The sequence below is a fragment of the Janthinobacterium sp. GL_088 genome (genome assembly GCF_057837845.1).
The window spans coordinates 5,897,080-5,919,221 of the sequence record NZ_CM174453.1; the positions used below are offsets into that span (position 1 = coordinate 5,897,080).

18 protein-coding genes and 1 pseudogene are annotated in these 22,142 nt (G+C 64.2%); 10 read left to right on the plus strand and 9 right to left on the minus strand.

All coding sequences use genetic code 11. The annotated features are described in order from the left end of the window. Position 1: 1 nt before the first annotated feature. The 7 genes and pseudogenes from AC3IQ7_RS26350 (at position 2) to AC3IQ7_RS26380 (ending at position 8,573) form a co-directional block, all read left to right on the plus strand. A complete protein-coding gene (locus tag AC3IQ7_RS26350; protein ID WP_489207743.1) occupies positions 2-640 on the plus strand; it encodes a GNAT family N-acetyltransferase in 639 nt (212 codons plus the stop codon). Beyond that, positions 634-1,803, plus strand: coding sequence for a vWA domain-containing protein (locus AC3IQ7_RS26355; RefSeq protein WP_099376503.1), 1,170 nt, complete (start codon positions 634-636; stop codon positions 1,801-1,803). Before AC3IQ7_RS26350 ends, AC3IQ7_RS26355 begins: the two co-directional genes overlap by 7 nt. A gap of 312 nt (positions 1,804-2,115) precedes the next feature. Further along, positions 2,116-3,303: a cation:proton antiporter gene (locus AC3IQ7_RS26360; protein ID WP_034780723.1), complete on the plus strand. Its 1,188-nt coding sequence runs from the start codon at positions 2,116-2,118 to the stop codon at positions 3,301-3,303. Further along, positions 3,304-4,434 (plus strand): YbdK family carboxylate-amine ligase, encoded by a 1,131-nt coding sequence (locus AC3IQ7_RS26365; RefSeq protein WP_099376502.1) that lies wholly within the window; start codon positions 3,304-3,306, stop codon positions 4,432-4,434. It abuts the gene before it with no gap. A 258-nt stretch (positions 4,435-4,692) separates the two neighbouring features. Beyond that, positions 4,693-5,175: pseudogene (locus AC3IQ7_RS26370) on the plus strand (sigma-70 family RNA polymerase sigma factor); the annotation flags it as partial. A gap of 189 nt (positions 5,176-5,364) precedes the next feature. After that, entirely contained in the window at positions 5,365-6,009 is a 645-nt protein-coding gene (locus AC3IQ7_RS26375; protein WP_233516014.1) for a FecR domain-containing protein, read from the plus strand. A 95-nt stretch (positions 6,010-6,104) separates the two neighbouring features. Continuing rightward, complete coding sequence (locus AC3IQ7_RS26380; protein WP_489207744.1) at positions 6,105-8,573, plus strand: TonB-dependent siderophore receptor; 2,469 nt, start codon at positions 6,105-6,107, stop codon at positions 8,571-8,573. 13 nt (positions 8,574-8,586) lie between these two features. Here the strand turns inward: AC3IQ7_RS26380 and AC3IQ7_RS26385 are convergent, their stop codons facing one another. Continuing rightward, positions 8,587-9,666 (minus strand): alginate lyase family protein, encoded by a 1,080-nt coding sequence (locus AC3IQ7_RS26385; protein ID WP_489207745.1) that lies wholly within the window; start codon positions 9,664-9,666, stop codon positions 8,587-8,589. Continuing rightward, positions 9,663-10,664, minus strand: coding sequence for a gamma-glutamyl-gamma-aminobutyrate hydrolase family protein (locus AC3IQ7_RS26390; RefSeq protein WP_099376498.1), 1,002 nt, complete (start codon positions 10,662-10,664; stop codon positions 9,663-9,665). Before AC3IQ7_RS26390 ends, AC3IQ7_RS26385 begins: the two co-directional genes overlap by 4 nt. 219 nt (positions 10,665-10,883) lie before the next feature. On the opposite strand from AC3IQ7_RS26390, the gene AC3IQ7_RS26395 reads away from it, so the two are divergent. The 3 genes from AC3IQ7_RS26395 to AC3IQ7_RS26405 are packed head-to-tail and all read left to right on the plus strand — an operon-like array spanning position 10,884 to position 12,746. After that, complete coding sequence (locus AC3IQ7_RS26395; protein ID WP_233515995.1) at positions 10,884-11,192, plus strand: hypothetical protein; 309 nt, start codon at positions 10,884-10,886, stop codon at positions 11,190-11,192. Beyond that, positions 11,189-12,226, plus strand: a complete 1,038-nt coding sequence (gene dapA / locus AC3IQ7_RS26400; protein ID WP_489207746.1) for a 4-hydroxy-tetrahydrodipicolinate synthase — start codon at positions 11,189-11,191, stop codon at positions 12,224-12,226. Before AC3IQ7_RS26395 ends, dapA begins: the two co-directional genes overlap by 4 nt. A gap of 10 nt (positions 12,227-12,236) precedes the next feature. Then, positions 12,237-12,746: a P-loop NTPase family protein gene (locus AC3IQ7_RS26405; RefSeq protein ID WP_489207747.1), complete on the plus strand. Its 510-nt coding sequence runs from the start codon at positions 12,237-12,239 to the stop codon at positions 12,744-12,746. A 57-nt stretch (positions 12,747-12,803) separates the two neighbouring features. On the opposite strand, the gene AC3IQ7_RS26410 is transcribed toward AC3IQ7_RS26405, so the two are convergent. The 7 genes from AC3IQ7_RS26410 to kdpF all read right to left on the minus strand — a co-directional run bounded on the left by AC3IQ7_RS26410 (position 12,804) and on the right by kdpF (position 21,763). Next, positions 12,804-13,553 carry a TorF family putative porin gene (locus AC3IQ7_RS26410; protein ID WP_099376698.1) on the minus strand — a complete coding sequence of 250 codons (750 nt, stop codon included), beginning with the start codon at positions 13,551-13,553 and terminating at the stop codon, positions 12,804-12,806. Between the two features lie 146 nt (positions 13,554-13,699). Further along, positions 13,700-14,398 carry a two-component system response regulator KdpE gene (kdpE, locus tag AC3IQ7_RS26415; RefSeq protein WP_034746496.1) on the minus strand — a complete coding sequence of 233 codons (699 nt, stop codon included), beginning with the start codon at positions 14,396-14,398 and terminating at the stop codon, positions 13,700-13,702. After that, positions 14,395-17,136, minus strand: coding sequence for a DUF4118 domain-containing protein (locus AC3IQ7_RS26420; RefSeq protein ID WP_489207748.1), 2,742 nt, complete (start codon positions 17,134-17,136; stop codon positions 14,395-14,397). The genes kdpE and AC3IQ7_RS26420 overlap by 4 nt, the downstream gene beginning before the upstream one ends. 58 nt (positions 17,137-17,194) lie before the next feature. Beyond that, a complete protein-coding gene (kdpC, locus tag AC3IQ7_RS26425) occupies positions 17,195-17,770 on the minus strand; it encodes a potassium-transporting ATPase subunit KdpC (protein ID WP_489207749.1) in 576 nt (191 codons plus the stop codon). 10 nt (positions 17,771-17,780) lie between these two features. Further along, a complete protein-coding gene (gene kdpB / locus AC3IQ7_RS26430) occupies positions 17,781-19,859 on the minus strand; it encodes a potassium-transporting ATPase subunit KdpB (RefSeq protein WP_099376493.1) in 2,079 nt (692 codons plus the stop codon). Between the two features lie 9 nt (positions 19,860-19,868). Next, positions 19,869-21,674 (minus strand): potassium-transporting ATPase subunit KdpA, encoded by a 1,806-nt coding sequence (gene kdpA, locus AC3IQ7_RS26435; protein ID WP_099376492.1) that lies wholly within the window; start codon positions 21,672-21,674, stop codon positions 19,869-19,871. Further along, the gene (gene kdpF / locus AC3IQ7_RS26440; protein WP_034746483.1) at positions 21,674-21,763 is read right to left on the minus strand and encodes a K(+)-transporting ATPase subunit F; all 90 of its coding nucleotides are present in this window, start codon (positions 21,761-21,763) and stop codon (positions 21,674-21,676) included. Before kdpF ends, kdpA begins: the two co-directional genes overlap by 1 nt. Positions 21,764-22,142 lie beyond the last annotated feature (379 nt).

Sequence of the window (22,142 nt, forward strand, 5' to 3'; positions counted from 1 at the left end):
GGTGAACGACATCAGCCCCGACAAGGTCTTCGTCCCCCTGGAATTGCACGGCATCCGCCTCGAAGCGCTGGCGCCGCACCATGCGGCTGGCTTGCGCGCGGCGGCCATGGATGGCGAACTGTGGAACCTGCGCGTCACCTCCGTGCCCGAGCCGGACCAGGTGGATCAGTACATTTTCAAGGGCATCGAGATGCGCCCTTCGCGCTTCGCCTTTGCCGTCATCGATGTAGCCAGCGGCGAGGTGCTCGGCACCACCAGCTACCACGACGTGGTGCCGGAGATCAAACGCCTGGAAATCGGCTACACCTGGTACGCCAAGCGCTGCCAGCGCAGCCACGTCAACACCACCTGCAAATTGCTGCTTTTGGCGCACGCCTTCGACACGCTCGGCTGCGCGCTGGTGGGCCTGCGCACCGATAATTTCAATCACGCCTCGCAGGCGGCCATCGAACGTCTGGGCGCAAAAAAGGACGGCGTGCTGCGTCACCATGCGCTGCGCCGCGACGGCACCGTGCGCGACACCGTCATGTACAGCATCGCGCGCGGCGAGTGGCCGGAGATTGCCGCCCATCTGCGCTACAAGCTGGCGCAGCGCCCCATCGCCGCACTGCCCCGCGCGGGAGAGCCCGCGCCATGCTGATCGACTTCTTCTTCACGCTCAAGGATGCGAAGATTCCCGTCTCGATCAAGGAATTTCTGACCTTGCTTGAAGCGCTGCAAAAGAACGTCATCGGCGCCTCGATGGACGATTTTTACTATCTGGCGCGCCTGACCCTGGTCAAGGATGAAGCCCATTTCGACAAGTTCGACCGCGCGTTTGCGCAGTACTTCAAGGGCGTCAACGCGGCCTTCGACACGAACGCGGCGATTCCCCTCGACTGGCTGTTGAAACGCATGCAGCGCGAGCTGTCCGAGGAACAGAAGGCGCAACTGGAAAAGTTCGGCTACGACAAGCTGATGGACCGCCTCAATGAACTGCTGAAGGAACAAAAGGAGCGCCACGAAGGCGGCAGCAAGTGGATCGGCACGGGCGGCACCTCGCCATTCGGCAATGGCGGTACGAACCCGGAAGGCATCCGCATCGGCGGCAAGGGCGGCAACCGCACGGCCGTCAAGGTATGGGAAGCGCGCAGCTACAAGGATTATGACGGCGAGCGCGAACTGGGCACGCGTAATATCAAGGTGGCCTTGCGCCGCCTGCGCAAGTTCGCGCGCGAAGGCGCGGAAGACGAACTGGCGCTGGACGCCACCATCGCCGCGACAGCGAACAATGCGGGCTACCTCGACATCAGGATGCGGCCCGAACGCAAGAACCGCATCAAGGTGCTGATGTTGTTTGACGTGGGCGGCAGCATGGACGACCATATCGAGCGCACCGAAGAACTATTTTCGGCGGCGAAGACGGAATTCAAGAACATGGAGTTCTTTTACTTCCATAACTGCGTCTACGACTACCTGTGGAAGAACAACCGGCGCCGCAACGCCGAGCGTTTTCCCACCTGGGACGTGCTGCGCAAATACCCGCCCGACACCAAGCTGATTTTTGTCGGTGACGCCACCATGAGTCCCTACGAAATCCTGCAGCCGGGCGGCAGCGTCGAATACAACAACGAGGAAGCGGGATCGACGTGGCTGGCGCGCTTTACCCAGGCGTTCCCGAAATTCATCTGGCTCAATCCCGAATCGGAAGGCTTGTGGCAGTACCGCCAGTCGATCGGCGTGATGCGGCAGTTGATGAACAACCGTATGTTCCCCCTGTCGATCGACGGGCTGGAACGGGGCATGCGTCTGCTCAGTAAATAAAAACGCGCAACAAAAAGTCCATGGCGGCAGGGGGCCGCCATGCCGTACACTGCGACACGGCACTACCGTGCGGAGCATCTCCGCTGCGGGCGGGTACCATACGCTGATACCAGCCCTGCCCAACCTGCTGCATCCTGTGCGCGGCCGCCATGGCCGCGACACTGTTCGATTGCGCACATCGTGCGCGCCTTCTGCTCCGGTAGAATCGGCGCATCGCTCTGCGCAAACCATGCACCACCGCTGCACCACGACATTGCCGCGCCAGCCCCCGTGCTGCCGGCCGGTGCCAGCGCCATTTTCAAAGGAATGAGCATGCAAAGTCTGATCTCGATCGCCGCCGACCTGTCCTGGCCGTTCGCCATCACCCTGGCCTGGGTGGTGGGCGAATTCGGCCACCGCTGGACTGGCCTGCCGCGCATCAGTTTTTACGGCGTGATCGGTTTCGTCCTCGCGCAGACGCAGGTGGGCATCCTGCCGCAGACGGACGCCGGCCCCATGCTGGTGCTGGCCGACGTGGCCTTCGGCCTGATCCTGTTCGAAGTCGGCTACCGCATCAACCTGCGCTGGCTGAAGAACAATCCGTGGATCGCCGTCACAGGCTTGGTCGAATCCTTGCTGACCTTTGCCGTCGTCTACTTCATCGGCATCGAATTCGGCAGCACCTCGATGACGGCGCTGCTGCTGGCATCGCTCGCCATGTCCACTTCGCCGGCCACCATCATGCGCGTCATCAACGAGGAACGCAGCTCGGGCCAGGTCACGGAACGCATCGTCCACCTCACCGCATTGAATTGCGTGCTGGCCGTCTTCACGTTCAACATCATCGTCGGCTTCTGGATGTTCCAGAGTTCCACCGACCTGATTGAGGCAAGCAGCAGCAGCGCCGCCGTGCTGGCCGCTTCCGTGGCCGCCGGCACCGTCTTCGGCATCGTCGTGCCGGCCATGCTGCGCCGACTGGGCAACATGGCGCAGGATGCCACCGTGGCCTTCGCGCTATCGGTGATGCTGCTCGTCGCCCTGACCTACACCACCAGCCTGTCGCCGCTCCTGGCCACGCTCACCTTCGGCCTGGTCGCGCGCCACCGCAGGGTCGCCTTCAGCCAGGCGCAGCGCAATTTCGGCGCGCTGGGCGAGCTGCTGACGGTGCTGCTGTTCGTGTATGCCGCCTCGACCCTGGAATGGGCCAGCGTGGCGGCCGGCGCGGGCCTGGCCCTGGCCGTCGTCGGCGGACGATTGCTGACAAAGGTCGTCGGCGTGGCCGCGTTTTCGCATGTGAGCGGCATTTCCTGGCGCAAGGGCGTGCTGACGGGCGTGGCGCTGACGCCCGTCTCCGTCTTCATCATCCTGCTGCTGGAACACGCGCGCCAGCATGGCGTGAACTTCGGCGATGAATTGAACGCCCTGGCCGCCATCACCCTGGGCCTGGAACTGGTCGGCCCCGTGCTGGTGCAGCGCGTGCTGATGCTGGCCAAAGAAACCCACGAAATCAAGGAGCGCTAAATGCCGCTGGAACCCTTTGGCCAATCGGCCGCGCTGACCTTCGGCGTCGAACTCGAACTGCAGCTGGTAAACCTGTCGGACTATGATTTGACGGCCGCCAGCCCCGACCTGCTGCATCTGCTGAACAAAAAACCGTTCCCCGGCAACGTCACGCCGGAAATCACCGAGAGCATGATCGAGATTAACTCGAGCGTGCATACGCATCACGGCCCGCTGCTGGCGCAGTTGCAGGAGATCCGCGACACCCTGATCACGGCCGGCGACAAGCTCAATATCGGCATCGCGGGCGGCGGCACGCACCCATTCCAGCAATGGTCATCGCAAAAGATCTTTTCCAAGCCCCGCTTCCAGGAAATCTCGGAACTGTACGGCTACCTGGCCAAGCAGTTCACCATCTTCGGCCAGCACGTGCACATCGGCTGCGCCTCAGGCGACGACGCCATGTTCCTGCTGCATTCGCTGAACCGCTACATCCCCCACTTCATCGCCCTGTCGGCGTCCTCGCCCTACGTGCAGGGGCGCGATACCCTGTTCGATTCGGCCCGCCTGAACTCCGTGTTCGCGTTTCCCATGAGCGGGCGGGCGCCGTTCACCCTCAGTTGGGACCAGTTCTCCAACGAGTATTTCGCCAAGATGGAGAACACGGGCATCATCAAGAGCATGAAGGATTTTTACTGGGATATCCGTCCCAAGCCGGAATTCGGCACCATCGAACTGCGCGTGTGCGACACGCCGCTGACGGTGGAACGGGCCGCCGCGCTGGCCGCCTACCTGCAGGCCCTGTGCCGCTACCTGCTCGAACGCCGCGAAACCCCACCGGTGGAAGACGATTACCTCGTATATAACTACAACCGCTTCCAGGCTTGCCGCTTCGGCCTCGATGGCGCCATCACGCATCCGAAAACCTACGAAACGATGTCGCTGCGCGAAGACATCATGACCACCCTGCGCAAGATGGAACCGCACGCCGAGGCGCTGGGCAGCACGCCGGCCCTGAAACACCTGTCGGACGTGGCCAAGCAATGGAGCGACGCACAATACCTGCGCAAGCAGCGCAATGTGCAGGGCAGCGCCGAGGGGATGGTCGATTCGGCGATTCGATGTTTTCGCGGCGAGCCGATGAACTACTGACGTTGCTCTGCCTGGTAACGTAGGTCGGATTAGCGGCGGCACGCCGCGTAATCCGACAACATCGTTAGCGCCGGTGGTGGCGTCGGATTACGCGCTTGCGCGCTAATCCGACCTACCCGCCCCTCAACCCAAAAAAACCACACCCCATCTCCCCGTCATTTACATCCACCTCCCCCGCTTGTTACAATAAGTGAGAATGATTCTTATTATTGTTTAAAAATACCAGTCCACCCGGACCGGCCATGCAAGGGGAACGCGATGCCGCTGGCAGAGCCGCTACAACGCCAGGACATCGCGACACTGTATGCCGACCACCATGGCTGGCTGCAGGGCTGGCTGCGCAAGAAGCTGGGCAGCACGGCGTGCGCGGCCGATGTGGCGCATGACACCTTCGTGCGCCTGCTCGACCGCGAAGACGCCGTCGCCGCGCGCGAGCCGCGTGCCTTGCTCGCCACCGTCGCGCAGCGTGTGCTGTTCAACCATTACCGCCGTCAGAAACTGGAACAGGCTTACCTCGACGTGCTGGCGCAACTGCCGCCCCGGCATGCGCCATCGCCCGAGGAACGGGCGCTGCTGCTGGCCACCGTGTTTGAACTCGACCGCATGCTCGACGGCTTGCCGCCTCCCGTGAAACGGGCTTTTTTGCTACGCCAGCTCGACGAACTGCCGCAGGAAGACATCGCGCGCCAGCTCGGCATCTCGCTGGCGACAGTCAAACGCCATTTGCAGCGGGCCGGCAGCGCCACGCAGGCGTGGCAGCAGCTGCAAACGCAGCATGAACACCTGCCGCCCGCCATGCACGCGACCCTGCTGCGCGCCTGCGTGCAGGCGAATGCGCCGCGCCGCCACGCCGTCAAGACGCTGGCACTGCTGCTGGCCTGCGGCGCCTCGCTGTATGCGTTTGAGCGCCGCAGCCCATGGCGCGGCTGGATGGCCGACTATCGCACGGCTGTCAACCAGCGCCGCGTGGTCACCCTGGCCGACGGCACGCAACTCACGCTCAACACCAGCAGCGCCGTGAATATCGTTTACGACGGCGCGCAGCGCCGCATCGAACTGCTGGCCGGGGAAATCTTCATCGCCACCGGCAAGGATGGTGAGCAGCGCCCCTTCTTCGTCGGCACGCCGCACGGCAGCCTGCAGGCGCTGGGTACGCGCTTCACCGTGCGCCTGCACGAAGGCTATGCCAGCGCCGGCGTGCTCGAAGGCGCCGTCGCCGTGCTGGCCGATGATGGCGCCCAGCGCCTGGTGCTGCGTCCCGGCGAAGGCGCCCATTTCGACGGCACCGGCTTGCACCGCCAGGCGCTGGCGCCGTATGGCGGCGCGTGGCTCAATGGCATGCTGGTGGCGCGCGACATGCGCCTGGCCGATTTCCTCGCCGAGCTGTCGCGCTACAGCGACCATCCGCTGGGCTGCGCGCCCGCCATCGCCGGCTTGCGCGTGTCCGGTTCCTACCCGCTGGCCGATGTCGGCGCCATCCTCGATGCCGTCAGCGCCAGCCTGCAACTGCGGCGCAATACCGTCACGCGCTTCTGGGGCCATCAGGTGGTGCGCATCGAACTGGCGGCCCACTGAAAAATATTTTCTGCAAAGTGAGCTGTTTCGCCGTGCTCGCGTGACTTGGAAGATAGGCAGTCTCCATCTTGCGCATCCACGAAAGGTTTTATTCCATGCACCACGCTTCGCGTTCCCTCCTCACCCGCACCGTCCTGGCCTGCGCCCTGTCGCAGATCGGCATGGTCCTGGCCCTGCCGGCATTCGCCCAGGCGCAAAGCCAGCAAGTGCGCGTCTACAGCATTCCGGCCGGCGCGCTGGGCGACGTGCTGACGCGCTTCGGCAGCGACAGCGCCATTTTATTGTCGTTCTCCAGCGACACCACGCAGGGCTTGCGCAGCGCCGGCCTGCAAGGCAGCTATGGCGTGCACGATGGTTTCCGCGTGCTGCTGGCCGGCAGCGGCCTGCAAGCCGTGCCGCAATCGAACGGCGGCTACCTGCTGCAAAAAATTCCCGCCAGCGGCGGCACACCTTCGGCGGACAGCCGCGGCGTGGCCGTCATGGGCGGCGTCACCGTGGTGGCGACGGCCGAGCGCAGCGCCGCCACCAGCGGCACGGGCAGCTATACGGGCGGCCCCGCCAACGGCGCCACGGGCCTGGCCTTGACGCAGCGTGAAACGCCGCAGTCGCTGACCATCGTCACGCGCCAGCAGATGGATGACCAGAACAGCAGCGCCGTCTCCGACGTCATGAAAAACGTCAATGGCGTGAGCGTGCAAAACTACGACAGCGATCGCTGGAGCTTCCAGGCGCGCGGCTTTGCCGTCACCAATTTCCAGTACGACGGCGTGTCGGCCATCTATGACGGCGTCTACGACTGGGGCACGACGAACAGTGACATGGCCATCTACGACCGCATCGAAGTGCTGAAAGGCGCGACGGGCCTGATGAGCGGTTCGGGCGACCCGTCGGCCACCGTCAACATGGTGCGCAAGCGCCCCACCGCCAGCTTCGAAGGTTCGGCCACCCTGGGCGCGGGATCGTGGGATAACTACCGCGGCGAAGCCGATGTCTCCGGCCCCCTCAATGAAAACCGCTCGGTGCGCGGCCGCCTGGTGGGCGCCTACCAGGACAAACACTCCTACCTGGACCGCTACAAGCAGCAGAAATCGGTCGCCTACGGCATCATCGAGGCGGACCTGACACCCGTCACTCTGCTGACGGCCGGCTTCACGCACCAGGATTACAAACCGCGCGGCTCCACCTGGACGGGCTTTCCCCTGATGTTTTCCGACGGCACGCGCACGAACTTTCCCACCTCGTGGAATCCTGCCACCGACTGGAGCCGCCGCGACATGCAGAACACCACCCTATTCACGTCGCTGGAACACAGCTTCGCCAACGCGTGGAAAGTGAAATTGAGCGCCAACCAGTTGCGCAGCAAGCATGACAGCGTGTTGAGCTCGGTCAGCGGCGGCTATCCTGACCCCGTCACAGGGGAAGGCGCCAGCTTCTACATGGGCAAATACGCGGGCGACCGCCGCCAGACTACCTTCAACGTGGACGCCAGCGGCCCGTTTACCCTGTTCGGTCGCCAGCATGAAGCCATGCTGGGTTATTCTTCATCGACGGCCAAGCAGGACGGCCCCGTCTACAAATCGGTCTATCCGCCCCTGGACGGCAGCTACTTCGACTGGCGCGGCCAGTATGCGGAGCCGGCGTTCGAACACCAGGGCAACGACAACGACAGCACGCGCCAGAGCGGCCTGTATGGCGCCGTGCGCCTGCGCCCGAGCGATGCACTATCGGTAATCGTCGGCACGCGGATCAGCAACTACAAGATGGACCAGAAGCGCAGCTTATTCGACAATGCCACGCCCAGCCATACGCGCATGGACGAAAGCGGCGTCATCACGCCGTATGCGGGCATCGTGTATGACCTCGACAAGACCTATTCCGTGTTCGGCAGCTACACGAGCATCTTTGCGCCGCAAAGCAGCCGCGACGTGAAGCGCAACTTCCTCGCACCCGTGCGCGGCAAGGGTGTGGAAGCGGGTGTGAAGGCAGAGTATCTCGATGGCAAGGTCAATGCCAGCGCGTCCCTGTTCCATATCCGTCAAAGCAATGTGGCCAGTTCCGTGGGTGAAGTCAACGGCGAAGTAGCGTATACAGCCATCGATGGCGTCACCAGCCGCGGCGTGGAAATGGAAGTGACGGGCGAGGTGCTGAAGGATGTGAAACTGAGCGCCGGCTACACGTATGCACATGTGCGCGACAAGGATGGCAAGGCAGTGTTCGCAGAAACGATGAAAACCACGCAGCCGGCCCACCTGGCAAGAATGCAAGGCAGCTGGCGCCTGCCGGCCAGCCTGGACAAAGTGACGGTGGGCGGCGGCCTGACCTGGCAAAGCAGTTTCCACGGCGAGGTCTGGAATCCTGCCGTCAACGACAATGCGCGCCTGAAGCAGGGCAGCTATGCATTGGTCAACCTGCTGGGCCGCTATGACATCAGCAAGAACGTCACGGCCAGCCTGAACGTCAACAACCTGATGAACAAAAAATACCTGACGGGTCTGGGCCTGTTCGGAACAGGTTTTTATGGCGAACCGCGCAATGTGATGTTCACCGTGCGCACGAAGTTTTAACGCGAAGTTCCAGCTAAGCGCAGTACAGCGCCAGCGCCCACGCTGGCGGGCGTAAATCCAGCGCCAGCGACAGGTAAGCGGGATCGAAGCGCGCCGCCAGCAGGTACACATTGGCGGCGCCCTTCGGCTCCCAATTACCCGTAAAACCCTTTTCGCCGGCCGCCACGCGCTTGCGGTCGAAGGGCACGGCGCTTTTGGCGAATTCCTCGTGCGTCTTTTTGCCCTGCGCATACGGCGCCAGCCAGGCCAGCGCCTCGGCCAGGCGCTTCGCTTCCGGCGCGCCATACCAGTCGTCGCCATGCGCCTGCGCCATCAGGGCCGTCGTCAGCAGTGGCTCCAGACTGTAGGTGGTGTAATGCAGGGCGTCGCGCTGCTCGAAGTCGAAGGGCACGCCGCCGGCGCCGATATTGCGCGGCACGTGCGCCAGGAAACGCTCTTTCGCCCTCGCGATCAGCAAGGTCTCGCCCGTGACATACGCGGCGGCCGTGCCGATCTTGATGCGGTGGCTGTGCCAGTTGTTGCGCGCCGTGGACGGGCCGCCCACCTTGATGGGATCACTCAGATACCCGTGCGCCAGGGTGCGGCAAAACGCCTGCACCTGCTCGCGCTCGACGCCGGTCAAACGTTCCTGCACCAGGTCAAAACCCATCAGCAGGCTGGCCAGCTCCGTCTCGTCGACGGGACTGAACGACGGCTGGTAGCTGCCGCTCCAGGCCAGCAGCAGCTGGCGCGCCGCCTCGAAATGCCCCATCTCGCCCGACAGCCGCCAGGCCAGCGCCTGCAAGCGTGCCTGGCGCCAGTCTTCCTGCGCCTGCTGGCTGGTCTCGCGCCCGCCTTCTCCCTTCAGCAAGCCACCGGTGCGCACTTCGGCCATCAGGTGCACGGGCCGCGCCGCATCCTTGCGCGCCGCCTTGACCACCTGTTCCGCAATGGCCGGCGCCACCCGCACCTTGAGCGTGCGGGCGCGCGCGGCGGAGCTCAGCGCAAACGGCAGCGCGCCTTCATGCGGGCGCGGCGCCGCGCGCAAGCCCGCCAGGGGCAGCGCCAGCAGGCTGGCCAGCACAGCGCGCCGGCGGATCAGATACGTACTCAAAACCGCGTCTCCCGCGCCGCGCGCAAAAAGTTATCGAGGATGGGCGTGCAATCGAGCAGTTCGACGCCGCCCGCCGAATGGAATTCCGGGTGCCACTGCAAGCCCATGACGAAGCGCGCCCGCTGGTAGCGGATGGCTTCGACGATATTGTCGCCTTGCGAATATGCTTCCACGGTGACGTCGCGTCCCAGGTCCTTGACCGACTGGTGGTGGATGGAATTGACGAGCGCCTCGCCCGTCTTCGGAAACATGCCCGCCAAGGACGAGCCTTTCGGGAAGACGATGGTGTGGCGGTGGCGGTCATACAGGTCGTTGACGTGCGAGGTGGCCCCTTCCACGTCCGAGGCGATGTCCTGATACAGCGTGCCGCCAAAGCCCACGTTGATCAGTTGGCAGCCGCGGCATATACCCAGCACGGGTTTCCCCGCATCGACGAATTCGTGCAGCAATTCCAGCTCGTACAGGTCGCGCGCGCGGTCGCCGTTCCATTCCGGCCGCGTGGCCGCCTCGGAATACGTCTGCGGCGAGACGTCGGCGCCGCCCTGCAGCACCAGGCCATCGAGGTGGCGCGCATAGTGGCGCAGGGTGATGTTACTCGGATGTAGCTGGCCACTGGTATTGACGGTCGGGATCATGAACACCAGCACGTCGCGCGACATGACCCATTGGGCGATCGACTCTTCCAGGTATTGCAGGTTCTTGCTGCGCAGGCCAGTGGCGCCCGGCTCCGGGTGGAAAATACGCGCCGAGATGCCGATGCGCAGGGTGCGTCGCATGAAATCGCGGCTGGCCTTGTCGCGCATGGAGCGGTAGCGCGACGAGATCACCCGCCAGGCCAGCGCCAGGGGCGTGTCGTTATCCTTCAGGTAGCGGGGAGCGGCGTCGCGCGCACGGTGCTCCTCATCGGGTGCCCGGCGGCCCACCCGGTCGGGCCGCGACGGCGCCGACGCTGCGGCATCGGTGGAAGGGGGAAGCTGGGGATCTTTTTCGTCTGACATGGCGGGGCTGACTGAAAGCGGAGAACGGTTTCAATATAAACCCCTGCTTCCGAAAGCACGATTCAATTTTGTAACAAAAGCATACCCGCGGGGCGTCCACGCAACAGGCGGGCGCCCGACGCATACGGCCCGTTTACGCCGGCGGCCCCGCTTTTTAGAGAATCTTTACGCCCCCGCTGCTAATCTTGAACGTACCTCAACCACCGCTGCAAAGCCACCATGGAACCCCATTCACGCCTGCAAACGCATCAAGCACATCAAGCACTGCCCCATCGCCATCCCCGCCTGCCCACCTTCCTCATGCATATCACGGTCGACAAAGCCTGCCTGGCCGAGCTGCGCCAACTGGTCGTCAGGACGTGCGGCGGCATGCTGTCGTTCATGCGCGTCGAGGCGGTCGACCATGCCGAACGCATGAAAGTCTGGCTGTGCGTGACGGAACCGGCCCTGCGCCTGACCATGGATGCCGTCATGCGCCTGCTGCCGGCCGCGGAATTTGGCCGCATCAGCCAGGGGAAATCGCTATGAACCAGTATGCCTGCGACCAGGCGATGTCTTCCTCGCGCATCACCGCGCACTTCCAGGGCATCTGGGTGCCGATGGTCACGCCCTTCCTTGATGGCGATGGCGACATCGACTTCGACGCCGCCCAGCAACTGGCGTGCGAACTGGCCGCCAGCGGCATCGATGGCCTGGTGGTGTGCGGCACCACGGGCGAAGCGGCCATGCTGAGCGCCGCCGAACAGACCATGCTGCTCGACAGCGTACTCGAAGCCGTCGGTTCCCGCTTTCCCGTCGTGATGGGGATAGGCGGCAGCGATACGCGCAGCGTCGTCTCCGCCGTGCAGCGCTACAACGACCATCCGCTGGCCGGCCTGCTGGTCTCGGCCCCCGCGTATGTGCGCCCTTCGCAGGACGGCATCGTGCGCCACTTCCAGGCCATCGCCGCCGCCACCGACCAGTCCATCGTGCTGTACAACGTGCCGGCCCGCACGGGAGTCAATATCGAACCGCAGACGGCCGCCCTGCTGGCGCGCGACTCGCACTTCGTCGCCATCAAGGAAGCGGGCGGCAAGCTGCAGCAGCTGGGCGAACTGCTGCTCGACACGCGCCTGGACGTGCTGTGCGGCGACGATGCCCTGCTGCTGGCCAGCCTGTCCATGGGCGGCCACGGCGCCATGTCGGCCGCCGCCCAGGTGCGTCCCGACCTGTATGCGCAGCTATATCATCTGGTCAAACAGGGGCGCCACGGCGCTGCCGGCGCCCTGTTCAAGACCATGCTGCCCGTCATTCGCCTGCTGTTTGCGGAACCGAATCCCGCTCCCGTCAAGGCGGCGCTGGCCATGCAGGGCAAGGTGCGCGACATATTGCGCCTGCCGATGACGTCGATGTCTTGCGCCGGCCATGCCGCCCTGGCCGCGGCACTCGAGCCCCTGATGGCACTGCCCGTATGGACAGCCAGCGACAGGGACGCCCCACGCGAAGGCTGTCTGCTGCAGCTGGTCTCCCCTGCCAACATCATGCCAGCCGTGCGCCAAGATGATCATCGCTATCACGGATGAACGCGGGGGGATGGAGAAATCCATCCTGGCCGGGCGGCTGGCCGCCTCCCGCGCGCTGGCCGGACGCAAGGTATTGCTGCTTGATGCCGATCCGCGCCAGGGCGCCATGGCGCAGGCCCGGAACATGCACGACGGCGCCATGCACGGCAGCCTGACGCGGCCGCGCCTGATGGCGCGCGCCATCAGCGCGAAGGGCTTGCAACCGGAGCTTGAGCACCTGGTGCACTGTTACCACGACATCGTCATCGACAGCGAAGGCCGCGACTCCATGGGCAGCCGTTCGGCCCTGATCGCCGCGCGCGTGCTGGTAGTACCGCTCGACGGTGTCCTCAACGACGCAGCGCAGGCAGGCCTGGCACGCCGCATCGCACACGCGCGCAGCGTCAATCCGGGCTTGCGCGTGCTGCTGACAGCGGACGCGCAAACGGCGCCCGCCCATGCCCTGGCCGCGCAGATTCCGGCCGCCCGCGTGGTCAGCCTGGGCCAGCTGTACTGCGCCGTTTTCAACCTGCCAGCGTAAGTACGCAAAAAAAAAGGCGGCGCATGCGCCGCCTCTCCTTTCAGTCAATTCAATCCATTAAAACGTCTTGCTGACCGTCAGCTGCAGCGCCGTCTTGCCCATGAATTTGCCATTCACGGGCGAGGCATAGGCCGACTTGCCCGCGTTCGTGCCGATCACGGCCAGCGCGCCCGAAACAAAGCCGAAGTCGCGCGTGACGCCCACTTTCCAGTCCGTGTAGCTCGATGCATCATTGTTCTTGACCTTCTGGTGGCCCGCGTGCAGGTTGCCGGTCCAGCCGCTCGTCAGGTCGATCGTCGCGCCGATGTCCAGGTAGCCGCTGTTCTTGCTGTTGACGATGCCGAACAGGTTCGAGACAGCGTGCGAATATTTGATGTAGGCGGGACCATACGACAGCTGGCCGTAGACTTCCTGCGTATCCGCATCGGCCAGGCCGGCGATGTGCTTCAAGCCATTGTCCGCGTACACATAGGCGAGCACGCCGACGTCATAGCCAACGTCGCTGGTCAACTGGCCGCGCTTGCCCGCATACAGGTCCACTTCCACGTCGCCGCTGCCGCCCGCATCCTTGGTCCACTTGATGGTGGAGGCCCAGGCGCCCGCATACAGGCCCGTCGGATTATTGACATAATCGGCGCCGCCCTGCAGCGCCGGTTTCAAGCGCGTCTGCGAAATGCCGCGGTAGCGGTAGTCGGATACGCCGGCCACGTTGAAACTGACTTCATTGTCCGGCTTGGCCTCGTCCGCGTGGGCCAGGCTGCCCGTAAAGGCTGTGGCGACGGCAAGTGCAAGTAGCATTTTATTCATGGTTTTTTCTTCTTCATGGGTGGTATGGGCCTTTGCCAACATGGCGCAGCTGGCCCGCCGCTGCAAAAATTCGCTGCAAAAATTTTAGGTAAAGCGCCCCCCTGGCGCGCGCGGCGCCTATTTTCAAACAGGGGAAAGAAAGCTATTTAAAGGGGCAAGAGCAAGCGGTAGCCGACGGCCGTTTCCGTCAACAGGTACTGCGGCTGGGCCGGATCGGCTTCCAGCTTCTGGCGCAGATGGCCCATGTAGATGCGCAGGTAATGGCCGTTTTCACTGTTCGACGGCCCCCACACTTCACGCAGCAGTTGCGGATTGGTGACCACCCTGCCCGCATTTTTTACCAGCACCGACAACAAGCGGAATTCCGTCGGCGTCATGTGCACCAGCTGCTTGTTGCGCGTCACCAGGCGGTCCTTCAGGTCGACGCGCACATCGCCAAACTGCACCACGCCATCGTCGCTGGCGGCGGGCTGGCGCTGGCGGCGCAGGGTGGCGCGCACCCGGGCCAGCAGTTCTCCCACGCCAAACGGCTTGGTCAGATAGTCGTCGGCGCCCGCGTCGAGCGCACGGATCTTGTCCTGCTCGTCAACCCGCGCCGACAGCACGATGATGGGCACGGCCGACCATTTGCGGATGTCGGCGATGAAATCGATGCCATCACCATCGGGCAGCCCCAGGTCCAGCACGATCAGGTCGGGCCGGCGCGTGCCGGCATCGATCAGGCCCCGCTGCATGGTGGCGGATTCGAAAATCTGCCAGCCCTCATCTTCCAACGCGGCGCGTACGAAGCGGCGGATTTGCGGTTCATCCTCGACCAGCAAGGCGGTGGCGGAAGGTTCGTTCATGTTGGTTTTCCTGTTTCATGGTCGTTGGCGTCATCGAGCTCGATCTCCGGCGGCGCCGGGGGCGTGCCCAGCGGCAGGCTGAAGACGATGGCGGCGCCCTGTCCCGGCGTGTGCGGCTGCGCGTGGATGGTGCCGCCGTGCGCTTCGACGATGGCGCGGCAAATGGCCAGCCCCAACCCGACGCCCGGCTTGTTCGATTCGCGCTCGCCGCGCGTAAATTTTTCAAAGATGGCTTCTTCGCGGCCGGGCGGCAAGCCTGGGCCATCATCAAACACCGTCACCTGCAGGAACTGGCCGTGCACCCCGGCCGCGACCGTGATGGTGCTGCCGGCCGGCGTGTACTTGGCCGCGTTTTCCAGCAGGTTGCACAGCACCCGCTCGATCAGCACGGCGTCGTAGCGCACCAGCGGCAAGTCCGGCGCCAGCTGCGTCTGCACGGCATGCTGCTGCAATTGCGGGCCGCTGGCGCGCAGCGCGCTGCCCACCACCTCTTCCAGCGCCTGCCATTGCAGGTTCAGGCGCACCTGGCCGCTTTCAATGCGCGCCATGTCCAGCAAGTTCGCCACCAGGGCGCTCATACGCACGGTTTCGGACTGCAGCGAGCGCGCCATATCCAGCTGCGCGGGCGACAGCGCAGGCCGGGACAAGGCCAGCGATTCGGCCAGGCCCACCAGCGACGTCAAGGGCGTGCGCAAATCGTGCGACAGGGCCGCCAGCAGCGAATTGCGCAGCCGCTCTGACTCCATCTGCAGCAGCGCGCCCTGGGCCACGTCGATGTAATGCACGCGTTCGAGGGCGATGGCCGCCAGCGCGGCAAAGGTATCGAGGTGCTGGCGCTGTTCCGGCACCAGCAGCCAGCGCCCCCGCTGCGCGCCCTCGAGCGGCAGCAGCGCCAGCACGCCGCGCGTGCGCATCGGCGCGATCAGCGGCAGGTAGAAAATGGGCGACGCCGGCAAGGTGTCGGTGCCCGTTCCCGCCGCCTGCGCATGGTCGAAGGCCCACTGCGCGATGCCGATATCGAGCGGCTCGCCGCCATTCGGGGCCGGCAAGCTGCCCTCGTCATCGGGCAGCAGCAGGGTGGCGCGCGCGCGGAAAGCCCGTTCGATGGCGCTTTTCGTGATGTCGAAAATCTGCTCCGTCTGCAGCACGCCGGACAGCTCGCGCGAGAATTCATACAGGGCGCGGGCGCGCGCTTCGCGGTGCGAGGCCACGCGCGCCTGGAAACGCAGGCCGGCCGTCAGGTGGCCCGTGATCAGACCCACGGCCAGCATCACGCCAAAGGTAATCACATACTGGAAATCGCCCACGGCAAACGAGAAGCGGGGCGGCACGAAGACGAAATCGAAGCAGGCCACGCCCACCAGGCTGGCCAGCGCCGCCGGTCCGCGTCCCAGGCGCACGGCCACCAGCACCACCGTCAGCAAGGACAGCATGGCGATATTGGCCAGGTCAAGATAAGGCTGCAGCGGTACCGAGGCGAGGGCCGTGGCCAGGCTGGCGCCGGCAGCCAGGATGTAACGCCAGTGGCGCGAGGTCCGGCGCGGCACCTCCGCATCGTCGCCGACTGCGCGCCGCGGCGCCGCATCGGCTGGCGGCAAGCCCACCTCGATCAAATCGATATCGGGCGCCAGGCTGGCCATGCGCGCCGCCGGCGGTGCCTGCCACAGGCGCGCCAGCGCATTGGCGCGACCACGGCCAACGATGACTTTCGAGATATTCGCGCTGCGCGCATACTCGACCACGGCGCCGGCGATGTCGGCGGACGGCATAACAGCCGTGCGCGCGCCCAGGTCCTGCGCCAGTTTCAGGGTTTTCAAAATGCGCTCGCGCTGGCTCGCCGGCAGGCGCTGCAAACGCGGCGTTTCCACGTACAGCGCATGCCATTCCGCATTCAGCTGGCTGGCCAGGCGCGCCGTGCTGCGGATCACGTGTTCGCCACCCGCATGCGGCCCCACGCAGGCCAGCAGCGCGGCGCCCGTCTTCCACACGGGATTGATGGACTTCTCGACGCGGTAGGCTTGCACGTCATCCTGCACCCGGTCCGCCGTGCGGCGCAAGGCCAGTTCGCGCAGGGCGATCAAATTACCCTTGCGGAAAAAATGCTGGGACGCCCGCTCGGCCTGCAGCGGCTGATACACCTTGCCCTGCTTCAGGCGGCGCAGCAGTTCATCGGCAGGAATATCGACCAGCACCACTTCATCGGCGCGGTCGAACACCGTATCGGGCAGAGTTTCGGCCACGCGCACGCCTGTAATCCCCCCCACCACGTCGTTGAGGCTTTCCAGGTGCTGCACGTTGACGGTGGAAAGCACGTCGATGCCGGCCGCCAGCAATTCCTCGACATCCTGCCAGCGCTTCGGATGGCGCGAACCGGCCACGTTCGAGTGGGCCAGTTCATCCATCAGTATCAGCGGCGGCGCGCGCCGCAGCGCTTCGTCAAGGTCGAACTCGAACAGGGTCTTGCCCCGGTACTCGATCGCTTTTAGCGGAAGCACGGGCAAGCCGTCCAGCTGGGCCGCCGTATCCTGGCGCCCATGCGTCTCCACCACGCCCACCAGCAAGTCCTGTCCATCGGCCAGCAATTTGCGCGCGGCGGCCAGCATCGCATAAGTCTTGCCGACGCCGGCCGAGGCGCCAAAGTAAATACGCAGCCGGCCGCGCGCGGCTTTCTTTTCCTGCGCCTGCACTTGCGCCAGCAGGGTGTCAGGGTCGGGGCGTTGGCTGTCGTTGGGGAGCATGGGCATCTTTTAATGTCAAAACCAGGGGCAAAACCGGCGGCTCCGCCCCTGCATCATCTTACTTCGCGGCCGCATCGAGCGCCAGATTCAGTTCCAGCACATTCACGCGTGGTTCGCCGAAAAAGCCGATATACGCGATTTTCTGCACCTTGGCGATGGCGTTTTCCACCTGCGCCAGCGGCACGGCGCGCACGCGGGCCACGCGTGGCGCCTGGTACAGGGCGCCCGCCAGGCTGATTTCCGGATCCAGGCCGCTGCTCGACGCCGTCACCAGGTCAACGGGGATGGCGCGCGTATTGCCAGGGTCAACTTCCTTCAGGGCGGCGATGCGCGCCTTGACGGCGTCCACCAGGGCTGGATTGGTCGGCCCCTGGTTCGAGCCGCCCGAGCCGGCACCGTTATTGGCCATCGGCGCGGTGGCCGATGGACGGCCCCAGAAATACTTGGGCGAGGTGAATGACTGGCCGATCAGGGTCGAGCCGACGGGCTTTCCACCACGCTCGACGATGCTGCCGTTGACTTCATCGTTGAAAGCCAGCTGCCCGATGCCGGCCGTGGCAAATGGATAGACGACGCCGCAGATCACGGTCAGCGCGGCAAACAGGACCAGGGCGGGACGTACGATAGTGCTCATGATGGTTCCTTTAGACTAAATTGAGTGCGGACAGCAGCATATCGATCAGCTTGATCCCGATGAAGGGCAGGACGATGCCGCCCAGGCCGTAGATCAGCAGGTTGCGGCGCAACAGGCTGGCCGCGCCGATGGCCCGGTATTGCACACCTTTCAGCGCCAATGGAATCAGCACGACGATGATCAAGGCATTGAAGATCACGGCCGACATGATGGCCGACGCAGGGCTGGCCAGGTGCATGATGTCGAGCGCCTTCAATTGCGGATAGGTGCCCACGAAGGCGGCCGGGATGATGGCAAAGTACTTGGCGATATCGTTCGAAATCGAGAACGTCGTCAGCGAGCCGCGCGTCATCAGCATCTGCTTGCCGATTTCAACGATCTCCAGCAGCTTGGTCGGGTTCGAATCCAGGTCGACCATGTTGCCTGCCTCCTTTGCCGCCTGCGTGCCCGAGTTCATGGCCACGGCTACGTCGGCCTGCGCCAGCGCCGGCGCATCGTTGGTGCCGTCGCCCGTCATCGCCACCAGGCGGCCTTCGGCCTGGTAGCTGCGGATCAGTTTCAGCTTGTCTTCCGGCGTCGCTTCGGCGAGGAAATCGTCCACGCCCGCTTCGGCGGCAATCGCCGCAGCCGTCAGCTTGTTGTCGCCCGTGATCATGACGGTCTTGATGCCCATGCGGCGCAATTCCGCGAAGCGCTCCTTGATGCCGCCCTTGACGATATCCTTCAGCTCCACGGCGCCCATCACGCGGCCATCGTCGACCACCACCAGCGGCGTGCTGCCGCGGCGCGCGATGTCGTCGACGGCGCGCCCCACCTCGGCCGGATACGGCTGGCCCAGCGCTTCCACATACTTTTTCATGGAGTCGGCCGCGCCCTTGCGCAGCTGGCGCACTTGCTGCTCGCCCGGGATATCCACGCCGCTCATGCGCGTTTGCGCCGTGAAGGGCACGAAGGTGGCGTGCAGGCTGGCCATTTCGCGTTCGCGGATATTGAACTTCTGCTTGGCCAGCACGACGATGCTGCGCCCTTCCGGCGTTTCATCGGCCAGCGAGGCCAGCTGCGCCGCATCGGCCAACTGCTGCTCCGTCACACCGGGCGCCGGCACGAAGCTCGACGCCTGGCGATTGCCCAGGGTAATGGTGCCCGTTTTATCGAGCAGCAGCACGTCCACGTCGCCTGCCGCTTCCACGGCGCGGCCCGACGTGGCGATCACATTCGCCTGCATCATGCGGCTCATGCCGGCCACGCCGATGGCGGACAACAAACCGCCGATGGTGGTCGGGATCAAACACACGAGCAGCGCGATCAGCACGGTGATCGTCACCGGCGTGCCAGTGCCGGCCGCCGCCACGGAAAACAGCGAATACGGCAGCAGGGTCACGGTGACGATCAGGAACACGATCGACAGGGCCACCAGTAAAATCGTCAGGGCGATCTCATTCGGCGTCTTCTGGCGCTTGGCGCCTTCCACCATGGCGATCATGCGGTCGATGAAGGCTTCACCGGGGTTGACGGAGACGCGCACCAGCAGCCAGTCCGACAGCACGCGGGTGCCGCCCGTGACGGCGGAAAAGTCGCCGCCCGATTCGCGGATGACGGGCGCCGATTCGCCCGTGATGGCGCTTTCGTCGACGGAGGCCACGCCGGCCGTCACTTCGCCATCGGCGGGAATCACGTCACCCGCCTCGACCAGCACCGTCATGCCCTTGCGCAGGTCGGTGGCCGGCGTGGGCAACCAGGAAGTGCCGTATTTCGGCGTCTGCATTTTCTTTGCCATCACCGTTTGCTTGAGGGCGCGCAGCGAGGCCGCCTGCGCCTTGCTGCGGCCTTCGGCCAGCGCTTCGGCGAAGTTCGCGAACAGCACGGTAAACCACAGCCACACGGAGACGGCGACGATGAAGCCGAATGGCGCTTCACCCTGGCCATTCAGGGCCTGAATGGCCAGCAGGGTCGTGATGATGCTGCCTACATAGACGACGAACATCACGGGGCTGCGCCACTGCGTGCGGGGGTCGAGTTTTTTAAACGCATCGACGACGGCGGGGCCGATCAGTGCGGAATCGAACAAAGTCAGGCTTGTGCGTGACATGGTAGCCTCTTATTTGATGAAAAGTTGCAGGTGTTCGACGATCGGGCCCAGGGCCAGCGCGGGAACGTAATTCAATACGCCGACCAGCACGACAACGCCGATCAGCAAGCCGATGAACATGGGGCCGTGCGTGGGCATGGTGCCGGCATTGGCCGACAGGCGCTGCTTGGCCGCCAGCGACCCGGCCACCGCCAGCACGGGCACGATCACGCCGAAGCGGCCGAACCACATGGCGATCGCCAGCATCACGTTGTAGAACGGTGTGTTGGCGGACAAGCCGGCAAACGCGCTGCCGTTGTTGTTGGCTGCCGACGTGAAGGCGTAGAGGATTTCCGAGAAGCCGTGCGCGCCCGGATTGGCCACGCCGATCTTGCCCGGTTCGACCATCACGGCGATCGCCGTACCCGTCAATACGAGGGCTGGCGTAATCAGGATGGCCAGCGAGACCATCTTCATTTCATACGCCTGGATTTTCTTGCCCAGGTACTCGGGTGTGCGGCCTATCATCAGGCCGGCGATGAAGACGGCCAGGATGGCGAACATCAGCATGCCGTACAGACCCGTGCCCACGCCGCCGAAGATCACTTCGCCGAACTGCATCAGCAGCAGCGGCACCATGCCGCCCAGGGGCATGTAGGAATCGTGCATGGAATTGACGGCGCCGCACGATGCCGCCGTCGTCACCGCCGCGAACAGGGTCGAGGAGCTGATGCCGAAACGCGTTTCCTTGCCTTCCATATTGCCGCCCGATTGCAGGCTGCTGGCCTGCTGGTCCACGCCCAGTGCTTGCAAAGCGGGATTGGCTTGCTGCTCGGCGCTCATCACGCCGGCCGTCATGACGACGAAGATCAGGGTCATGGCGGCCAGTACGGCCCAGCCCTGGCGCAGGTCGCCCACCATGCGGCCAAACGTGAAGCACAGGCCGGCGGGAATGATGAAAATGGCCAGCATCTGCAGGAAGTTCGACAGCACGGTCGGATTTTCATACGGGTGCGAGGAATTGGCATTGAAGAAGCCGCCGCCATTCGTGCCCAGCAGCTTGATCGATTCCTGCGACGCGACGGGACCCATGGCGATCGTCTGCGTGGTCGCCACTTGCGCTTCCATCACGGGCTTGCCGGCCGTATCGAGCACGGGCTGGCCGTCGGCCGTCACCTTCGGCGTTTCATAGGCCACGTGGTCGAGCAGGGTCACTTCCTTGTAGGCGGAAAAATTCTGGATCATGCCTTCGCCCATGAAGACGACGGACAGGGCCAGGGACAGCGGCAACAGGATGTACAGGGTGGAGCGCACCAGGTCGACCCAGAAATTGCCGATCGATTTGCCCGAGCGCGAGGCAAAGCCGCGCACCAGCGCGAAGATCACGGCGATGCCGGTGGCAGCCGAGAAGAAGTTCTGGCACGCCATGCCCAGCATCTGGGTCAGATAGCTCATGGTCTGTTCGCCGCCATAGCCTTGCCAGTTGGTATTGGCGACGAAGCTGACGGTGGTATTGAACGAGGAATCGGGGCTGACGGCGCCCAGGCCCTGTGGATTCAACGGTAAAAAGCCCTGCAGGCGCTGCAGGCCGTAGACGAAGACGGCGCCCACGGTATTGAAGACGATCAGGGCGATGGCATAGCTTTTCCAGCCCATGGCCTTGTCGGCGGGCAGGCCGGACCAGCGGTACAGCAGGTTTTCCAGCTTTTGCAGCCAGCCCAGGCCGCGCACGGGGGCATCGCCGGCCACTTTGGCCATGTACAGGCCCAGCGGATAGCCGGCGGCCAGCAGCACGGCCAGGAAGGCCACCAACAACAGTATCGATTGCGTCGTCATCACAGTTCCTCCGCCTTCAGCAGCGCCACCAGCAGGTACACGAGCAGGCCAGCCGAAACGACGGCGCCCAGCACATAAAACGCGTTCATTTGACGCTCCCTAATTTGTCGCAGGCGACGGCAAAGCCGGCCGCCAGGACGAAAAACACGGCAATCAAGCCGAGATACACGAGATCCATTCCCACCCTCATTCAGGTTTGTTTTGATAGTGAGCAGATTAGCCAAAAGGGTCTAAAAAATTCGTAAAGACTAGGGAGGCAGCTGTAAACAAGATGTAAAAACGGGCGCTTTACCGCATAAAATCCTTCACAATGGGCGCCAAACTACGCGCGCGGCGCACTGTTGTTGCCTTGGAGTAGCGCTATTGCTCGCGGGACAAGATAGAATGCGCGAGCGTCCGCACAAGGACGCCAAGCCTGCCGCACTGCCCTCCCACAGTGACGCTGGACGGGATATACTGTATATTCAT